The sequence below is a fragment of the Planomonospora sp. ID67723 genome, from assembly GCF_015711605.1.
Taxonomy (GTDB): domain Bacteria; phylum Actinomycetota; class Actinomycetes; order Streptosporangiales; family Streptosporangiaceae; genus Planomonospora_A.
Genome location: NZ_JABTEZ010000002.1, coordinates 74,252 through 89,928, shown reverse-complemented (window position 1 = coordinate 89,928; position 15,677 = coordinate 74,252). Strand labels below are relative to the sequence as shown.

Sequence of the window (15,677 nt, the reverse complement as noted above, 5' to 3'; positions counted from 1 at the left end):
ATGCACGCCGAGCATCGCGAGTTCCGGGCGGAGTGGCTCGAGGAGTCCATCGCCGCCCGGTTCTGGGCCGTCGCCGCCGAGCATCCGGACCGGACCGCGGTGCTCGGCGAGGAGGGCCCGCTCACCTACGCCGAGCTCGCGCAGGAGGTCCAGGCCGTGGCGGCGGCGGTGCACGGCGCCTCCCGGGTCGGGCTCCTGGTCGGGCACGGCCCCAGGATGGTCGCCGCCATCCTGGGCACGCTCACGGCCGGGGCCACCTACGTGCCGCTCGACCCGGCCTATCCGCCGGCCCGGCTGGAGAGCATGTCCGAGCTGGCCCGGCCGGAGCTGGTCGTGACCGTGCCCGAGCACAAGGACCTGCTCACCGGCGACCTCGTCGACCTCACCTCGGTGCCGCCGGCGCCGGGTTTCCGGCCCGTCGCCGTGGATCCGGGCTCCCCGGCGTACATCCTGTTCACCTCGGGCTCCACGGGGCGCCCCAAGGGGGTCGTGCAGACTCATCGGGGGGCGTTGTTCCAGATCCGGACGCATACCAACAACCTGCGCATCCGCCCTACTGACCGGATCAGCGTCGTCTCCTCCTTCAGCTACGACATGGCGGTGACGGACGGCTTCTCCGCGCTCCTCAACGGGGCCGCCGTGGTGCCCGTCGACCTCCGGCTGCACGGCTTGGGCCGGCTGAAGGAGGCGCTCGTCGACGGGCAGGTCACGATCTATCACTCGACGCCGACCGTCTACCGCTATCTGCTGGACTCCCTCTCCGAGGGAGAGGTGCTGTCGGATGTCCGGGTCGTCGTCCTCGGCGGCGAGGAGGTCGTCCGCCACGACCTCGACCGCTTCCGGCGGCACTTCCCCGCCTCCGGCGTCTTCGTCAACGGCTACGGGGCCACCGAGATCTCCTTCGTCGCCCAGAACCACCTGACCGCAGCCGAGATGGGCGACGAGCCAGTCGTGCCCATCGGGCGGCCCCTGGACGGCGTGGAGATCGAGCTCAGGCCGGACCCGGCGGAGGGTGAGATCGTCATCCGCAGCCCGTACCTGGCCGGCTATCTGGGCGCCGCCGAGCGGGACCAGGCCAGGTTCGGCGTCGATCCGGACGGCATGCGTTTCTACCGGACCGGCGATCTGGGGCGGTGGCTTCCCGATGGCCGGCTGGCCTACCTGGGCCGCCTCGACCGGCAGGTGAAGATCCGCGGCCACCGCGTCGAACTCGGCGAGATCGAGGCCGTGCTGGCCGCGCTGGTGCCCCGGGCCGCCGTCGTCATCCGCGAGGTCCGCGGCGAGCCGCAGATCGTGGCCTACGTCCTGGGAGGCGACTCCTCGGGACTGCGCGAGCGGCTGGCCGAGGTGCTGCCCGACTTCATGGTTCCGGCTGAGATCGTCGGCGTCGACACGCTGCCTCTGACCCCCACCGGGAAGGTCGACACGGCCGCCCTCCCGGATCTTCACCCCGGACCCGCTCCCGCGCGGGCGGTGAACCTGCCGGCGCCGGAGGCCGGGCGCGCCGCCGAGATCGCGGCCGTCTGGGGCGCCGTGCTCGACGTGCGGGAGGTGGACTGGCAACGGTCCTTCTTCGACCAGGGCGGGCACTCGTTGCTCATGGCGAAGGTCCAGCAGCGGCTCGAAGGCGTCCTGGGCCGGCGTGTCCCGCTGACCACTCTCTACGCCCATCCCACCGTCGCCTCCCTTGCCCACCACCTCACGGCGGGGGAGGCGGAGGCGCCGAGCGACGCCCCCGCGACCCGTGCGGCTCTGCGACGGCAGCGCCGGCGGTCCTGAAGCCGCTCGGCCGGATCGCGGCGCGCTTGCCGTCTGCGCGCGGCGGAAGACCTCAGGCATTGGCTAGTTGTACTATCCAATAATGCGGATATCCCAGCTCAGCGCCGCCTCGGGCGTCCCCATCCCGACGATCAAGTACTACCTGCGCGAGGGTCTGCTCCCCGCCGGGGAGCAGACCTCCGCCACCCGGGCGGAGTACGGCGCGCGCCACGTGCGGCGGCTCCGCCTCATCCGGGCGCTGCTGGAGGTGGGCCGGCTGCCCATCGCGGCCATCCGGAAGGTGCTCGCGGCCGTGGACGACGAGACGCTGAGCATGCACCACGTGCTCGGCACGGCCCACTATGCCATCGCCCCGGAGATCGAGCCGCACCCCGACGACGAGGCCTGGCACGCGGCCCGGGGCGAGGCCGACCGGCTGATCGCCGACCTGGGCTGGCAGGTCGACGCCCAGGCCCCCACCCGCGACGAGCTCGCCCAGGTCATCCTCACCCTCGACCGGCTCGGCCTGCCCGCCACCGGCGAAGCCCTGCGCCCCTACGCCGAGAAGGCCATGGAGCTGGTGGCCGAGCACGAGATCGGCGTCATCCCGCTCGACCGCACCCGCGAGGAGGCGGTGGAGGCCCTGGTCGTCGGCACGGTCGTGCACGGACGCGCTCTCGACGTCCTGCGCCGCCTGGCCCAGGAGTCCGCCTCCGCCAGAATCTTCGGGATTTCAGGGACATCAGGGGATTAGGCTCCTCGCATCGAACTGAGCCGCGAGGAACTCCGGTCAGCCCTCGGCCGGAACCGCGAAGAGCTGAGGACGGGGCTCGCCGGCCTCCACCGGCTGCCGACCGGCCTCACGCCGGGACGGGCGCCGGGCCACCAGCTCACGAGCCTCGCCCGGATCAACGAGGCCGCGCCCAGGATGGGGAGCCCCCTCAACCCGCGCGACCTGGAGGCGATCGGGAGGGCGGACCCCCGTCTCCTCCGGCGCGCACAGGAGATCATCAAAGCCTACGGGCTCACCTGGCCCGGGTGACGGCCCGCCCCGCGGCTACTCGCTGAAGCCGACCGGGCGCTTGAGGAGCCACAGGGCCGCGCGCTGGAGGATCGTGCGGTGGACCGGGTTGTCGTAGGAGCGGGTGTCGTGGCCCAGGGCGTCGTAGAGGACCCGGCCGCGCCGTACCGGACGGGCCCAGAGGAGGGGCTGGCCCATCGAGGAGGCCAGCGGCGTCACGTCGGGCAGGACGGACAGGTCGCTGTAGACCTCGTCCACCAGGTCGAAGTCGCGCAGGCCGTCGACGACCGGGTGCCCGCCGTGGACCCGCACGGTCGCCCAGCCCAGCGGCGGGTGCTGGGACTTCGACCAGTCCCAGCACGCCCCCAGCACCCGGGGCCAGCCCTGCCAGTCGTCGAAGCAGACAGGGGCCGTGTGCATGCAGAGCAGGCCGCCGCCCCGCTCCAGGTGGTCCAGGAGCGCGGTGCGGGCCGCGGCGGGCAGCTCGAAACGCCACCGGGCGCGCTCGCCGGCGAAGCGCTGCTGGGGCATCCGCCAGCGCAGGGCGTTGATCGTGATCAGCTGGTATTCGGGCGCGTCGGCCAGGCCGCCGGCGATGTCCTCGGTGATGTCGGACTCCACCCCGACCTCGGCCAGGGTCCCGGCCAGGGCGGCGGAGGTCGCGGGGAAGTCGTGGAACAGGCCTCCGGAGAGGATCAGGTTTCGGGCCACGGCTCCACTTCAACACGGAAGCACGCCGGTCGCCACCGTATGGCCACAGGACAGTCACGGCACGGCAGCTCACAGTAGTGCGAGCAGGGCTGTGAAATCTTCCCGTAACGCTCCTGCCTGGAGAAACGGACCTATGTAACATCACGTTCACATATGGGCAATGGATGCGAAATCGCGACTTGCGACTCTTTGGTGGCAGCAGACCACTCCCTCCCCAAGGACTCCGGCGATGACCTTCAAGGCTGAATACATCTGGATCGACGGCACCGAGCCGACCGCCAAGCTTCGCTCGAAGACGCGAGTCCTCGCCGACGGCGCCGAGCTCCCGATCTGGGGCTTCGACGGGTCCAGCACCAACCAGGCCGACGGCCACTCCTCCGACCGCGTGCTCAAGCCGGTCTTCACCTGCCCGGACCCGATCCGCGGCGGCGCCAACGTCCTGGTCCTGTGCGAGGTCCTGGACATCGACATGACCCCGCACTCCAGCAACACCCGCGCGCTGCTGACCGAGGTGGCCGACAGGTACGCCGACCAGGACTCCTGGTTCGGCATCGAGCAGGAGTACACCTTCTTCAAGGAGGGCCGCCCGCTCGGCTTCCCGATCGGCGGCTTCCCCGCTCCGCAGGGCGGCTACTACTGCGGCGTCGGCGCCGACGAGGTCTTCGGCCGCGAGGTCGTCGAGAAGCACCTCGACCTGTGCCTGGAGGCCGGCCTGAAGATCTCCGGCATCAACGCCGAGGTCATGCCCGGTCAGTGGGAGTTCCAGGTCGGCCCGGCCGGCCCGGTCGAGGTCTCCGACCACATGTGGGTCGCGCGCTGGCTGCTCTACCGCGTCGCCGAGGACTTCGGCATCGCCGCCACCCTGGACCCCAAGCCGGCCAAGGGCGACTGGAACGGCGCCGGCGCCCACACCAACTTCTCCACCAAGGCGATGCGCGAGGGCTACGACGCGATCATCACCGCCTGCGAGGCGCTGGGTGAGGGCGACAAGCCGCTGGAGCACGTCAAGAACTACGGCCACGGCATCGAGGACCGCCTCACCGGCCACCACGAGACCGCCCCGTGGAACAAGTACAGCTACGGCGTCTCCGACCGCGGCGCCTCGGTCCGCATCCCGTGGCAGGTCGAGGTCGAGAAGAAGGGCTACATCGAGGACCGTCGCCCGAACGCCAACGTCGACCCCTACGTGGTCACCCGTCTCATCGTGGACACCTGCTGCGCCGCTCTGGAGAAGGCCGGCCAGGTCTGATCCGTGATTCGCGGGCGCGGCTGGCCCGCGACGCGCACGAGGCCGTGGACACCCTGCCGGGGGCGTCCACGGCCTTATGCGTTGTGGGATCCTTCGGAGGTCATCTGCCCATGGTGCGAGGGGAACAGGCATGGACAAGCCGGTCATCGTGACGGTCGACGACGATCCGGGCGTCTCCCGCTCGATCGCGCGCGACCTGCGGCGCCGGTACGGGCACTCCTACCGGATCGTCAGGGCCGAGACGGCCGCGCAGGGCATGGAGAGCGTCCGGGAGATGCGGCTGCGCGGCGACGACGTCGCGGTGATCCTCGCCGACTACCGGATGCCCCAGATGAACGGCGTGGAGTTCCTGGAGCAGGCCATGGACCTGTACCCGCACGCCCGCCGGGTGCTGCTGACCGCCTACGCCGACACCGACGCGGCGATCCAGGCGATCAACGTCGTGGACCTCGACCACTACCTGCTCAAGCCCTGGGACCCGCCGGAGGAGAAGTTCTACCCGGTGCTCGACGCCCAGCTCGACGCCTGGCAGCGCACCGACCGCCGGGCAACCGGCGAACTGCGGGTGGTGGGGGCCCGCTGGTCGGCCCGCTCCTATGAGGTCCGCGACTTCCTGGCCCGCAACCAGGTCCCCTACCGCTGGCTGCTGGCCGAGGACCCCGAGGGGGCGCAGCTGCTGGCCGCCGCCGGGACGGACGGCGGCGCCGATCCGGCCGCGCTGCCGCTGGTGGTCACCGCGGAGGGCGCCGTCCTCACCGCCCCGGCCACCGCCGAGCTGGCCTCGGCCGTGGGGCTGTCCACCGCCCCCGCCACCGACTTCTACGACCTGATCGTCATCGGCGGCGGCCCGGGCGGGCTGGGCGCGGCGGTCTACGGCGCCTCCGAGGGACTGCGCACCGTGCTGGTGGAGAAGCACGCCTCCGGCGGGCAGGCCGGGCAGAGCTCCCGCATCGAGAACTACCTGGGCTTCCCGGACGGGGTCTCCGGCTCCCAGCTCGCCGACCGGGCCCGCCGCCAGGCGCTGAAGTTCGGCGCCGAGCTGCTCACCGCCCGGACCGTCACCAGCCTGGAGGTCAGGGGCCAGGCCCGGGTGGTCGGCTTCGCCGACGGCGGCAGCATCGCCGCGCACACCGTGATCCTGGCGACCGGCGTCTCCTACCGGCGGCTGTCCGCCCCCGGCCTGGACGAGTTCATCGGCGCGGGCGTCTACTACGGCGCCGCGGTGACCGAGGCGCCGGAGTGCCGCGGCTGCGAGGTCTACATCGTCGGCGCGGCCAACTCGGCCGGCCAGGGCGCGGTCCACCTGTCGGGATACGCCAGCAAGGTCCACCTCGTCGTCAGGGGCAAGGGGCTGGAGAGCTCCATGTCGCACTACCTGATCGAGCAGATCGCGCGGATCCCGACCATCGAGGTGCTCACCGAGACCGAGGTGGTCGGCGCGGAGGGCGGCGGCCACCTGGAGCGGCTCGTCCTGAAGAGCCCGGAGGGCGAGCGCACGGTCGAGGCCGAGCGGCTGTTCGTCTTCATCGGGGCCGAACCGCTCACCGACTGGCTGGGCGACGCGGTGGAGCGGGACCCCAAGGGCTTCGTGCTGACCGGACCCGACCTGACCGCCGCCGGGGGCCGGCCCCGCAACTGGCCGCTCCGCCGTCAGCCGTACCACCTGGAGACCAGCGTGCCGGGCGTGTTCGCCGCCGGCGACGTCCGGGCCGACTCGATCAAGCGGGTCGCCTCGGCGGTCGGCGAGGGGGCGATGGCCGTGGCCCTCGTCCACCGCTACCTGGAGAAGGCATGATCGCCAAGGACGTGCTGCGCGGGCTGTTCCTGTTCGAGAAACTGCCGGAGGACCGGCTCGACTGGCTGGTCGCGCACGGCGCGGAGCGCGAGGCGGGCGCGGGCGAGCTGGTCGTGCGGCAGGGCGACCCGGCCGACTGCTTCGTCGTGCTCGTCGAGGGCGAGGTGGTGATGTCCACCCTCACCCCCTCCGGCGTCGTCTCGATGGCGCCCACCTCCCAGGCCGGCGTCTACGCCGGCGCCGTCGCCGCCTACCTCGGCGACCGCGCGCCCGGGACCTACCTCCACTCGCTCCGCGCGATTCGGCCCTCGCGGTTCTTCGTGCTGCCCGCCGCGGAGTTCGGCCGGATCATGACCGAGTGGTTCCCGATGGCGGTCCACCTGCTGGACGGGGTGCGCCTGGGCGGCCTGGCCCAGCGGGACCTCATCGACCGGCGGCAGCGGCTGACCGCCCTCGGCACGATCACCGCCGGGCTCACCCACGAGCTCAACAACCCGGCTGCGGCGGCCGTACGGGCGGTGGGCGAGCTGCGGGAGAAGGTCAGGTCCTCCCGGCGGCGCCTGGCCGAGCTGGCCGGGGCGGGCATCGCGCCCGACCGGCTGCGCGCGCTGGTGGACCTGGAGGAGCGGTGCGCGCAGGGAACCGCCGGCCCGCCCGCCCGTTCCCCGCTGGAGGTCTCCGACGCGGAGGACGAGCTGGGCGAGGCGCTGGAGGAGGCCGGTGTCGACGACGGCTGGGAGCTCGCCTCCCCGCTCGTCGCCGCCGGCTTCAGGCCGGAAAGTCTGGAGAGGGTCCGGGGCGAGGTCGGCGAGGACCATCTGCCGGCGGCGGTGCACTGGCTGGCCGAGGCGGTCGAGATCTCCCAGATGCTGGACGAGGTGGCCGACGCGACCGAGCGGATCACCTCGCTGCTGGCCTCCGCCAAGCAGTACTCCCAGATGGACCGCGCACCGTACCAGACGGTGGACGTGCGCGAACTGCTGGACAGCACGCTCGCCATGTTCCGCGGCAAGATCCCGCCGGGGGTGAGCGTGGCCGTCGACTACGACCCGGAGCTGCCGCCGCTGCCCGCCTACGCCGGGGAGCTCAACCAGGTCTGGACCAACCTGATCCACAACGCGCTGGACGCGATGGCGGGGACGGGCACGCTCACCGTCCGCACCCGCCTCGAGCACGGCGCCACCGGGCTGGTCGAGATCTGCGACACCGGCCCCGGCGTGCCCGAGCACCTGCGCGAGCGGATCTTCGAGCCGTTCTTCACCACCAAGGCCGTCGGCGAGGGCACCGGTCTGGGCCTGGACATCTCCTTCCGCATCGTGGCCGGTCGGCACGGCGGCGACCTGCGGGTGGAGTCCGCCCCCGGCGACACCCGCTTCCAGGTCCGGCTGCCCCTCACCGAGCAGCCGGACGCCTGACCGCACTCCGCTCCTCGGGCGGGGGTATGGGCTCATTTTGGCGTTTTGGGGTATTTCAAGGTCCATGTGGAAACTAGCCTGAGAGGGACCTCCGGCATGCCAGCCGGTCCAGTCGTTCCAGGAGGAAGCCGTGGCGAAGTTCATGGACGTCCATCGCGGTATGACGGGCATCACCGAGGAGCAGCTTCGCGAGGCGCACGCCGCCGACCTCGCGATCCAGGACGAGGAGCAGGTCTCCTTCGAGCACGCGTGGGCGGACCCGGAGGCGGGCCTCGTCTACTGTCTGTCGGAGGCTCCCGGTGCGGACGCCGTGCAGCGCGTCCACGAGCGGGCCGGTCACCCGGCCGACGAGATCCACCCCGTGCCGCTGACCGTCTGACCCGGTCGCGCGCGGCTCCCAGGAGCCGTTGACGCCGTTGACGCGGAAACAGGGTACGGCCTCCGCGTGGTCCGGGCGGATCACACGGAGGCCGTACCGGTCTCGGCTCACGGGCAGAGGCCGCGCAGAGCAGGTCAGCGGACGACGCCCTGGCTGGCTTTGCCGTCGCCGTCCCAGTCGCCGGTGATCGGCAGGTCCGTTCCGTCGCCGTAGGCCACCGCGTGCGTGGTCTCGGTCCCGGTGGTCACCGGGCTGGTGCGCAGGTAGAAGGTGTTGCCCATGCGCACTCCCACGTTGTCCTTGCCGTCGCCGTCCCAGTCGCCCACCAGCGGCACCGCGTTGGGGTTGCCGTACATGAAGGCGTACTCGTGCTGGCCGCTGGCCGGGTTGTTGCTGATGTAGAACCGGCCGCTGCGCGGGTCGTAGGCGCTGACGGTGTCCTTGCCGTCGCCGTCCCAGTCCCCCACCGCCGGGATCATCGGGCCGTCGCCGTAGGCCACCGACTGCGTGGTCTCGGTTCCGGAGGTCACCGGGCTGGTGCGCAGGTAGAAGGTGATCCCCATGCGCACTCCCACGTTGTCCTTGCCGTCGCCGTCCCAGTCGCCCACCAGCGGCACCGCGTTGGGGTTGCCGTACATGAAGGCGTACTCGTGCTGGCCGCTGGCCGGGTTGTTGCTGATGTAGAACCGGCCGCTGGTGGGGTCGTAGGCGCTGACGGTGTCCTTGCCGTCGCCGTCCCAGTCGCCCCGGATCGGGATCATCGGACTGTTGCCGTAGTTGATCACCGGCCGGGTCTCCACGTTCGAGGTCTGGCTGTCGGACAGATGGAAGTTCAACACCCCCAGATCAGGCGAGCCGCTCCACAGGGCGTCGACGAGCAGCTGGGCGTCGTGGACCTCCCTGGCGTAGGCGCTGGGCACCGCCGAGACCTGTACCTTCTGGCAGATGGCGCCGATGTCGCCGCTCATCCAGCTGTTGTTGGGGAATTTCCGCAGCATGGCGTTGAGGAACGCGTTGGTGGCGTACACCGGGTCGACGAGCTGGGCGGGGGTGCCCCAGCCCTGGGAGGGCCGCTGCTGGAACAGGCCCAGGCTGTCGTGGTCGACGGCTTGGGTGTAGTTGTGCAGGGTGCTCTCGGTGATCGCGGTGGTGACGGCGATCACCGCCGCTCTCTTGTCCAGCCCCCTGCCCTTGGTCGTGCTGGTGATGATCCGGGCACACGAGACGTTGTAGGCGTTGACCGAACGGCCCAGCCGCGGGCCGTTCATCTGGGGCCGTACCCGGTTGGCGACGGCCGTGTCACCGGAGGTCGGGCCGCCCGGCACGCACTGGGCGTACGCTATCGCCGCCGCGAGTTCGGGGGGTACGGGCGGACCTGCCGGGCCGGGGATGCGGCCGGTGGGGTCCGGGCTCGGGATCTGCGCCGAGCCCGTACCGGCGGTGGGGTCCGGGCTCGGGGTCTGCGCGGCCGCGGTGCCGGTGCCGCCGGCCAGGAGGCCGCCGACCAGCGCGGTGAGCACGATCAGCGGGCGGAGTCGGGAGGCGGGGAGGGCGGTCGTCGAAGAGGTGCGGGGGGAGTCGGTGTCCACGGCGTTCTCCTGAGATGTCGTCACTGGGAAGTCGTCGTTCGGAAGTGGCGGTGAGGGCGGCCGAGCGGCGCCCCGGCGGGGCCGGCGGAGGAGCACGCTCGCCGGGCTCCGCGGAAAGGGGCGCCGCAGTCGGGCGGGGGAAGGAGTCAGCGGACGACGCCCTGGCTGGCTTTGCCGTCGCCGTCCCAGTCGCCGGTGATCGGCAGGTCCGTTCCGTCGCCGTAGGCCACCGCGTGCGTGGTCTCGGTCCCGGTGGTCACCGGGCTGGTGCGCAGGTAGAAGGTGTTGCCCATGCGCACTCCCACGTTGTCCTTGCCGTCGCCGTCCCAGTCGCCCACCAGCGGCACCGCGTTGGGGTTGCCGTACATGAAGGCGTACTCGTGCTGGCCGCTGGCCGGGTTGTTGCTGATGTAGAACCGGCCGCTGCGCGGGTCGTAGGCGCTGACGGTGTCCTTGCCGTCGCCGTCCCAGTCCCCCACCGCCGGGATCATCGGGCCGTCGCCGTAGGCCACCGACTGCGTGGTCTCGGTTCCGGAGGTCACCGGGCTGGTGCGCAGGTAGAAGGTGATCCCCATGCGCACTCCCACGTTGTCCTTGCCGTCGCCGTCCCAGTCGCCCACCAGCGGCACCGCGTTGGGGTTGCCGTACATGAAGGCGTACTCGTGCTGGCCGCTGGCCGGGTTGTTGCTGATGTAGAACCGGCCGCTGCGCGGGTCGTAGGCGCTGACGGTGTCCTTGCCGTCGCCGTCCCAGTCGCCCCGGATCGGGATCATCGGACTGTTGCCGTAGTTGATCACCGGCCGGGTCTCCACGTTCGAGGTCTGGCTGTCGGACAGATGGAAGTTCAACACCCCCAGATCAGGCGAGCCCGAGCCCGCTCCCACCGGGGCCGAGTACCCCACGATGTCGCCGTCCCCCCGGGAGTAGCTCTTCTCCCTGATGCGGTCGCCGCTGTTGCCCTCGATGGTGTGAACGGTGCTGCCGTCGGCGGACTTGACCATTCCGACGTGGTCGATCTCGCCGTTGTTGTTCCAGTCGAAGACGACGGCGTCGCCGGGCTGGGGGGTGTAGCCGCTGGCGCGGGTGTGCCAGGTGCCGTGCCTGGTGCCGTAGTCCCTGAAGGAACTCGCCCATCCGGTCAGGACGCCGCCGCTGCCCTCGGGGACTTCGGCGTGGGGCACGCCGGCGTTCTTCCACACGTACTTGACGAAGTCGGCGCACCAGTCGCTGTTGCGCCACTGCACCCCGTCCGAGGAGGGGCATCCCCCCGCGGGTTTCCAGGTCCGGAAATATCCGGTGTAGTAGTTGCACCCGCTGCCCATCGGCTGCTCATGGTTGCGTGAGCCGTTGGCGAGCTGGCCCTGCGCGACGGAGACGATGGCGGCGCGGGACACGCCTGCCGCCATGGCGGGCGTGCCGCCGCCTGCGACCGCTCCGGCACCCAGGAATGCCGTGGCGGTCAGCCCCGCGCCGAAGCGGCGGAAGAAGCGTGAGCGGTTCTCCGCCTTCGCGGGAGGGATGTTCGGCTCGAACATGGCCGGTCCTTTCTCCAGGGTGTGCCGGACTCTGCGAGAAAGGCTGGCCCCGGCTGCTCCAAGATCTCTGCAACAACGCTCCAGGTCCGCCTGTAGGCGTTCGAGAGCCGCGCCTGAGAGCCGCGGCGGCCGGGAAGGCGGCCGGATGACGGATCCGGGCGGTGCATCCGGAGACACCGCGGCCGGTCGATTCCGGACGCCGCCGAAGAGGTTCCGTCCACGACGTCGAGGTGCTATGACTGCCTTGCATGGTCGTTTACGGCCATACGGGGAGGATTGTTGGAACTTCGCCTGCTCGGTCCGGTTGAGGCGTGGCAGGGAGAGCGGCGCCTCGCGCTGGGAGGCCCGAAGCCGCGAGCCCTGCTGGCCACTCTGCTGCTGGGCGCGGGCAGGGTGGTCTCCGTCGGACGTCTGGTGGACGTCCTCTGGGAGAAGGAGCCTCCGGCCAGTGCGCACGCGCTCATCCAGACCTATGTGTACGGATTGCGCAGAGAGTTCGCCTCGGCCGGTGAGGAGCACCTGATCGAGACGCGGCTGCCCGGTTACGCGGCCCGGGTCCGCTCCGGGCAGCTGGATGTGGAGGTGTTCGAGCGGACGGTCGCGGCCGGCCGCCGCCACGCCGCCGACGACGATCACGAATCCGCCGCCGCCGAGCTGCGCGAGGCGCTGGCGTTGTGGAGGGGAAGCGCCCTCGGCGGGATCGGCAACGCGCTGCGCGGCGAGGCGGAGCGGCTGGAGGAGATCCGGCTGTCGGTCCTCGAGGAGCGGGTCGGGGCCGAGCTGGCGCTCGGCAGGGAGGCCGAGACCGTCGCCGAGCTGGCCGAGCTGGTGAGGAACCACCCCACGCGCGAGCGGCTCCGCGCGCACCTCATGAAGGCCCTGTACAAGCTGGGCCGCCAGGCGGACGCGATAGGCGTCTACCACGAGGGGAGGCGGACGCTCGCCGACGAGCTGGGCGTCGATCCCTGTGCGGAGCTGCGGAGCCTGTACGAGGCGATGCTGCGGGCGGATCCGTCGCTGGCCACGCCGGTTCCGCCGGTGAGGCCGGCCCCGGTCGCCTCACCGCGGCGCCCGCCCGCGTCCGCCCTCCCCCCGGCTCCCGCCCCGCCCGCCGAGCCGGCCGTCCACGTCCCCAACCAGCTCCCGCGGGACATCGCCGACTTCACCGGACGCGACAAGCAGCTCGGCGAGCTGTCCGCCGCCCTGACCGCGCCCGGCGACGCCATGACGGTGTGCGTCATCTCCGGCAAGGGCGGGGTGGGCAAGTCCACCCTCGCGGTGAGGGTCGCGCACCAGGTCGCCGCGGCGTACCCCGACGGGCGGCTGTACGCGGACCTGCGCGGCGTCACCGGCTCGCCCGCGCCCCCTCTGGAGGTGCTCGGGCGGTTCCTGCGGGCTCTCGGGGTGCCGCCCGGAGCGATCCCCGACACGCTCCAGGAGCGAATCGACGCCTACCGGAGCGCGCTGGCCGAGCGCCGGGTGCTCGTCGTCCTCGACGACGCGGGCGCCGAGCAGCAGGTCCGCCCCCTGCTTCCGGGCAGCCGGACCTGCGCGGCCCTGGTCACGGCGCGCCCGAGACTGGCCGGGCTGGACGGGACCCGGCTGAGCGATCTGGACGTCCTCGGCGCCGAGGCCTCCGTCGATCTCCTGGCTCGCATCGCCGGGCCCGAGCGCGTCCACACCGAGCACGAGGCCGCCGAGCGGATCGTCCGGCTCTGCGGCCACCTGCCGCTGGCGCTCCGTACGGCGGGCGCGCGGCTGGCCGCGCGCCCGCACTGGCCGCTCACGACGCTCGCCACCCGCCTGACCGACGAGCGCCGCCGCCTCGACGAGCTCACCGCGGGCGACCTGGAGGTGCGGGCGAGCGTGGCGCTGAGCTACCAGGGGCTCGACGAGGTCGCCAAGACGGCGTTCCGCCGGCTCGGGCTGCTGGGCGTGCCCGACTTCGCGTCGTGGGTCGTCGGCGCGCTTCTGGACGTACCGGAGGAGGACGGGGAGGAGGTCGTCGAGCGGCTGATGGACGCCCAGCTCATCGACCACGTCACCGTCGACGTCGCGGGTCAGGGCCGCTACCGGCTGCACGACCTGCTGCGCGTGTACGCGGCCGAGCGCGCGGAGGCGGAGGAGCCCGTCGCGGAACGGGCGGCGGCGGTGACCCGGGCGCTGGGCGGGTGGCTGTGGCTGATCATGCAGGCGTCCGCGGCCAGCCCCTCGGGCGCCCTCTCGCTGCGCCGCGGTTACACCACGGCCAGGCCCGCCGGCTCCGCGCCCCCCGGCCGGGCGGCCCGTGACATGACCGCGTGGTTCGCCGCGGAGGCCCCGGCGCTCGTCGTCGCCGTGGAACGGGCCGCCGCGATGGACCTCAGCGAGGTGACCTGCGAGGTGGCCGCCGCGCTGTGCTCGTCGTCGTTCTCGGTGGACACCCGCTTCGAGGAGTGGCGGCGCACCCACGAGGCGGCGCTGGAGGCCGCGCGGCGGACCGGGAACGTCCTGGGCGAGGCCACCCTGCTGGTGGGACTCGGGCAGTTGCGGTGCAGGCAGGACCGCTACCCGGAGGCGCAGGTGTTCTTCCGCCAGGCCCTGCCGCCGCTGCGCGAGGGCGGCGACGTCCACGGGGAGGCGGTGGCGGTCGCCGGCATCGGCGTCGCCTGCCGGGAGCAGGGCGACCTGGCCCGGGCCTCGGCCCGTCTTCGGGAGGCGGGCGCGACCTTCCTGGAGCTCGGCGACGACGCCGGCATCGGCTACGTCAACCGGCTGGCGGGGGCGGTGCTGCTCGAACAGGGCGACTTCGGGGGCGCGCGGTCCCTGCTGGAGGAGGCGCTGGGCGCGTACCGCAGGCTGGGCAGCAAGCGGGGCGAGGGCCTGACCCTGCGCTCGGCCGGGCTGGTCCACCGCGCCTCGGGCGACCTCGTCCCGGCGGAGGCGTTGTGCGAGCAGGCGGTCGTCCTGCTGGAGGAGGCGGGTGACACGCTGATGACGGCCTACGCCGTCCAGTCGCTCGCCAAGACCCGCATCCGGCTCGGACGCGGTCCCTCGGTCCTGCCCGGCCTCATGGAGGCGCTGAGAGTGTGCGAGCAGCACCGCGACAGGTTCGGCACGGCGCTCATCCAGCGCACGATCGGGGAGCTGCATCTGGCCTGCGGCCGGTACGGCCCGGCGCTGACCTGGCTGCACCGGTCCGTCGAGCTGTGGGAGGCGCTGGAGCTGCCGCTGTTCCGCGCCCGCACGGTGCGGGATCTGGCCGCCGTCCACGAGGCGGCCGGCGAGGCGCGGACCGCCCGGACCCTCCGCTCCGAGGCCCTCGCCGTCTTCGCCGAATTCGGGGTCCGCGAGTACGGCGAGCTGTCCGGCCTGGAGTGATGCGCGCCCACTCGAACCGCGGGTGGGCGTCTGGCGTGTTTTTACAGTGAACTTGTAGAACTCCGGCGGACTCTGGCGGTGGTCTCGTCCATCGCCGTACGCCCGCAGGATGACGTTCCAGGCGGTGGGCCCCGCCTCACCTCTGGGAGCGCACAGTGCAAGAGATCGTCCTCATGTCGGATCCCCGCATCTCCTCGATCCCGGTCGAGGAACGGGGCGAACCCCTCACCGACCTCCGGCCGGTGCCGGACCTCCTGCTGGACGGGCGCCTGGCCGATCCCGACGGCGCGTACGCCCACCTGCGCCAGGGGCACGTCGAGCGGCTGCTGCGGGCCCAGAAGCACCTGCCCGACGGGCTGCGGCTGCTCATCGTCGAGGGCTACCGGCCGCTCGCCCTGCAGGAGCAGTACTTCCGGGCCTACGCCGGCAGGCTCCGCGAGGCCAATCCGGACTGGTCCGACGAGCACCTCTACGTGCAGGCGAGCCGCTCCCTGTCGCCTCCCCACATCGGCCCGCACGTCTGCGGAGCCGCGGTGGACCTCACCCTGTGCACCCGGGACGGCATCGAACTGGACATGGGCACCGAGGTCAACGCCAGCCCGGAGGAGAGCGACGACGCGTGCTACACGGACGCGGGCAACATCACCCCCCAGGCCCGCCGCAACCGGGCGGTCCTGAGCGAGGTGCTGACCGGTGCCGGGTTCGTCAACTACCCCACCGAGTGGTGGCACTGGTCGTACGGTGACCGCTACTGGGCCTGGAGCACCGGGGCCCCGGCGGCCGTCCACGGCCAGGTCGACCTGGTCCCCGCGACACGCGCCGGCCGCCCGGGCGCGTAGCCCGGCCGGCACGGCCGGGGTCCCGG

At 72.3% G+C, this 15,677-nt stretch carries 11 protein-coding genes; 8 read left to right on the top strand and 3 right to left on the bottom strand.

Going from position 1 to position 15,677, the window contains the following annotated elements:
* Positions 1-1,779 carry a non-ribosomal peptide synthetase gene (locus HS041_RS13130; RefSeq protein WP_196440973.1) on the top strand — a complete coding sequence of 593 codons (1,779 nt, stop codon included), beginning with the start codon at positions 1-3 and terminating at the stop codon, positions 1,777-1,779.
* An 82-nt stretch (positions 1,780-1,861) separates the two neighbouring features.
* Positions 1,862-2,512, top strand: coding sequence for a MerR family transcriptional regulator (locus HS041_RS13125; protein ID WP_196440972.1), 651 nt, complete (start codon positions 1,862-1,864; stop codon positions 2,510-2,512).
* A gap of 303 nt (positions 2,513-2,815) precedes the next feature.
* On the opposite strand, the gene HS041_RS13120 is transcribed toward HS041_RS13125, so the two are convergent.
* Positions 2,816-3,490, bottom strand: a complete 675-nt coding sequence (locus tag HS041_RS13120; protein WP_196440971.1) for a ThuA domain-containing protein — start codon at positions 3,488-3,490, stop codon at positions 2,816-2,818.
* 229 nt (positions 3,491-3,719) lie between these two features.
* Here HS041_RS13120 and glnII point away from each other — a divergent pair, with 229 nt between their 5' ends.
* The 4 genes from glnII to HS041_RS13100 all read left to right on the top strand — a co-directional run bounded on the left by glnII (position 3,720) and on the right by HS041_RS13100 (position 8,328).
* Positions 3,720-4,739 (top strand): glutamine synthetase, encoded by a 1,020-nt coding sequence (glnII, locus tag HS041_RS13115; RefSeq protein WP_196440970.1) that lies wholly within the window; start codon positions 3,720-3,722, stop codon positions 4,737-4,739.
* Between the two features lie 130 nt (positions 4,740-4,869).
* Positions 4,870-6,534, top strand: a complete 1,665-nt coding sequence (locus HS041_RS13110) for an NAD(P)/FAD-dependent oxidoreductase (RefSeq protein WP_196440969.1) — start codon at positions 4,870-4,872, stop codon at positions 6,532-6,534.
* A complete protein-coding gene (locus HS041_RS13105) occupies positions 6,531-7,949 on the top strand; it encodes an ATP-binding protein (protein ID WP_196440968.1) in 1,419 nt (472 codons plus the stop codon). Before HS041_RS13110 ends, HS041_RS13105 begins: the two co-directional genes overlap by 4 nt.
* 130 nt (positions 7,950-8,079) lie before the next feature.
* Positions 8,080-8,328, top strand: a complete 249-nt coding sequence (locus tag HS041_RS13100) for an SCO4226 family nickel-binding protein (RefSeq protein WP_196440967.1) — start codon at positions 8,080-8,082, stop codon at positions 8,326-8,328.
* A gap of 134 nt (positions 8,329-8,462) precedes the next feature.
* On the opposite strand, the gene HS041_RS13095 is transcribed toward HS041_RS13100, so the two are convergent.
* On the bottom strand, positions 8,463-9,917 hold the full coding sequence (locus tag HS041_RS13095; RefSeq protein ID WP_196440966.1) for an FG-GAP repeat domain-containing protein: 1,455 nt from the start codon (positions 9,915-9,917) through the stop codon (positions 8,463-8,465).
* A gap of 146 nt (positions 9,918-10,063) precedes the next feature.
* Positions 10,064-11,452 (bottom strand): CHAP domain-containing protein, encoded by a 1,389-nt coding sequence (locus HS041_RS13090; RefSeq protein ID WP_196440965.1) that lies wholly within the window; start codon positions 11,450-11,452, stop codon positions 10,064-10,066.
* A gap of 279 nt (positions 11,453-11,731) precedes the next feature.
* Here HS041_RS13090 and HS041_RS13085 point away from each other — a divergent pair, with 279 nt between their 5' ends.
* Both HS041_RS13085 and HS041_RS13080 read left to right on the top strand, forming a co-directional pair.
* Positions 11,732-14,812, top strand: a complete 3,081-nt coding sequence (locus HS041_RS13085; protein WP_196440964.1) for an AfsR/SARP family transcriptional regulator — start codon at positions 11,732-11,734, stop codon at positions 14,810-14,812.
* A 155-nt stretch (positions 14,813-14,967) separates the two neighbouring features.
* Positions 14,968-15,651 carry a M15 family metallopeptidase gene (locus HS041_RS13080; RefSeq protein ID WP_196440963.1) on the top strand — a complete coding sequence of 228 codons (684 nt, stop codon included), beginning with the start codon at positions 14,968-14,970 and terminating at the stop codon, positions 15,649-15,651.
* Positions 15,652-15,677: the final 26 nt, after the last annotated feature.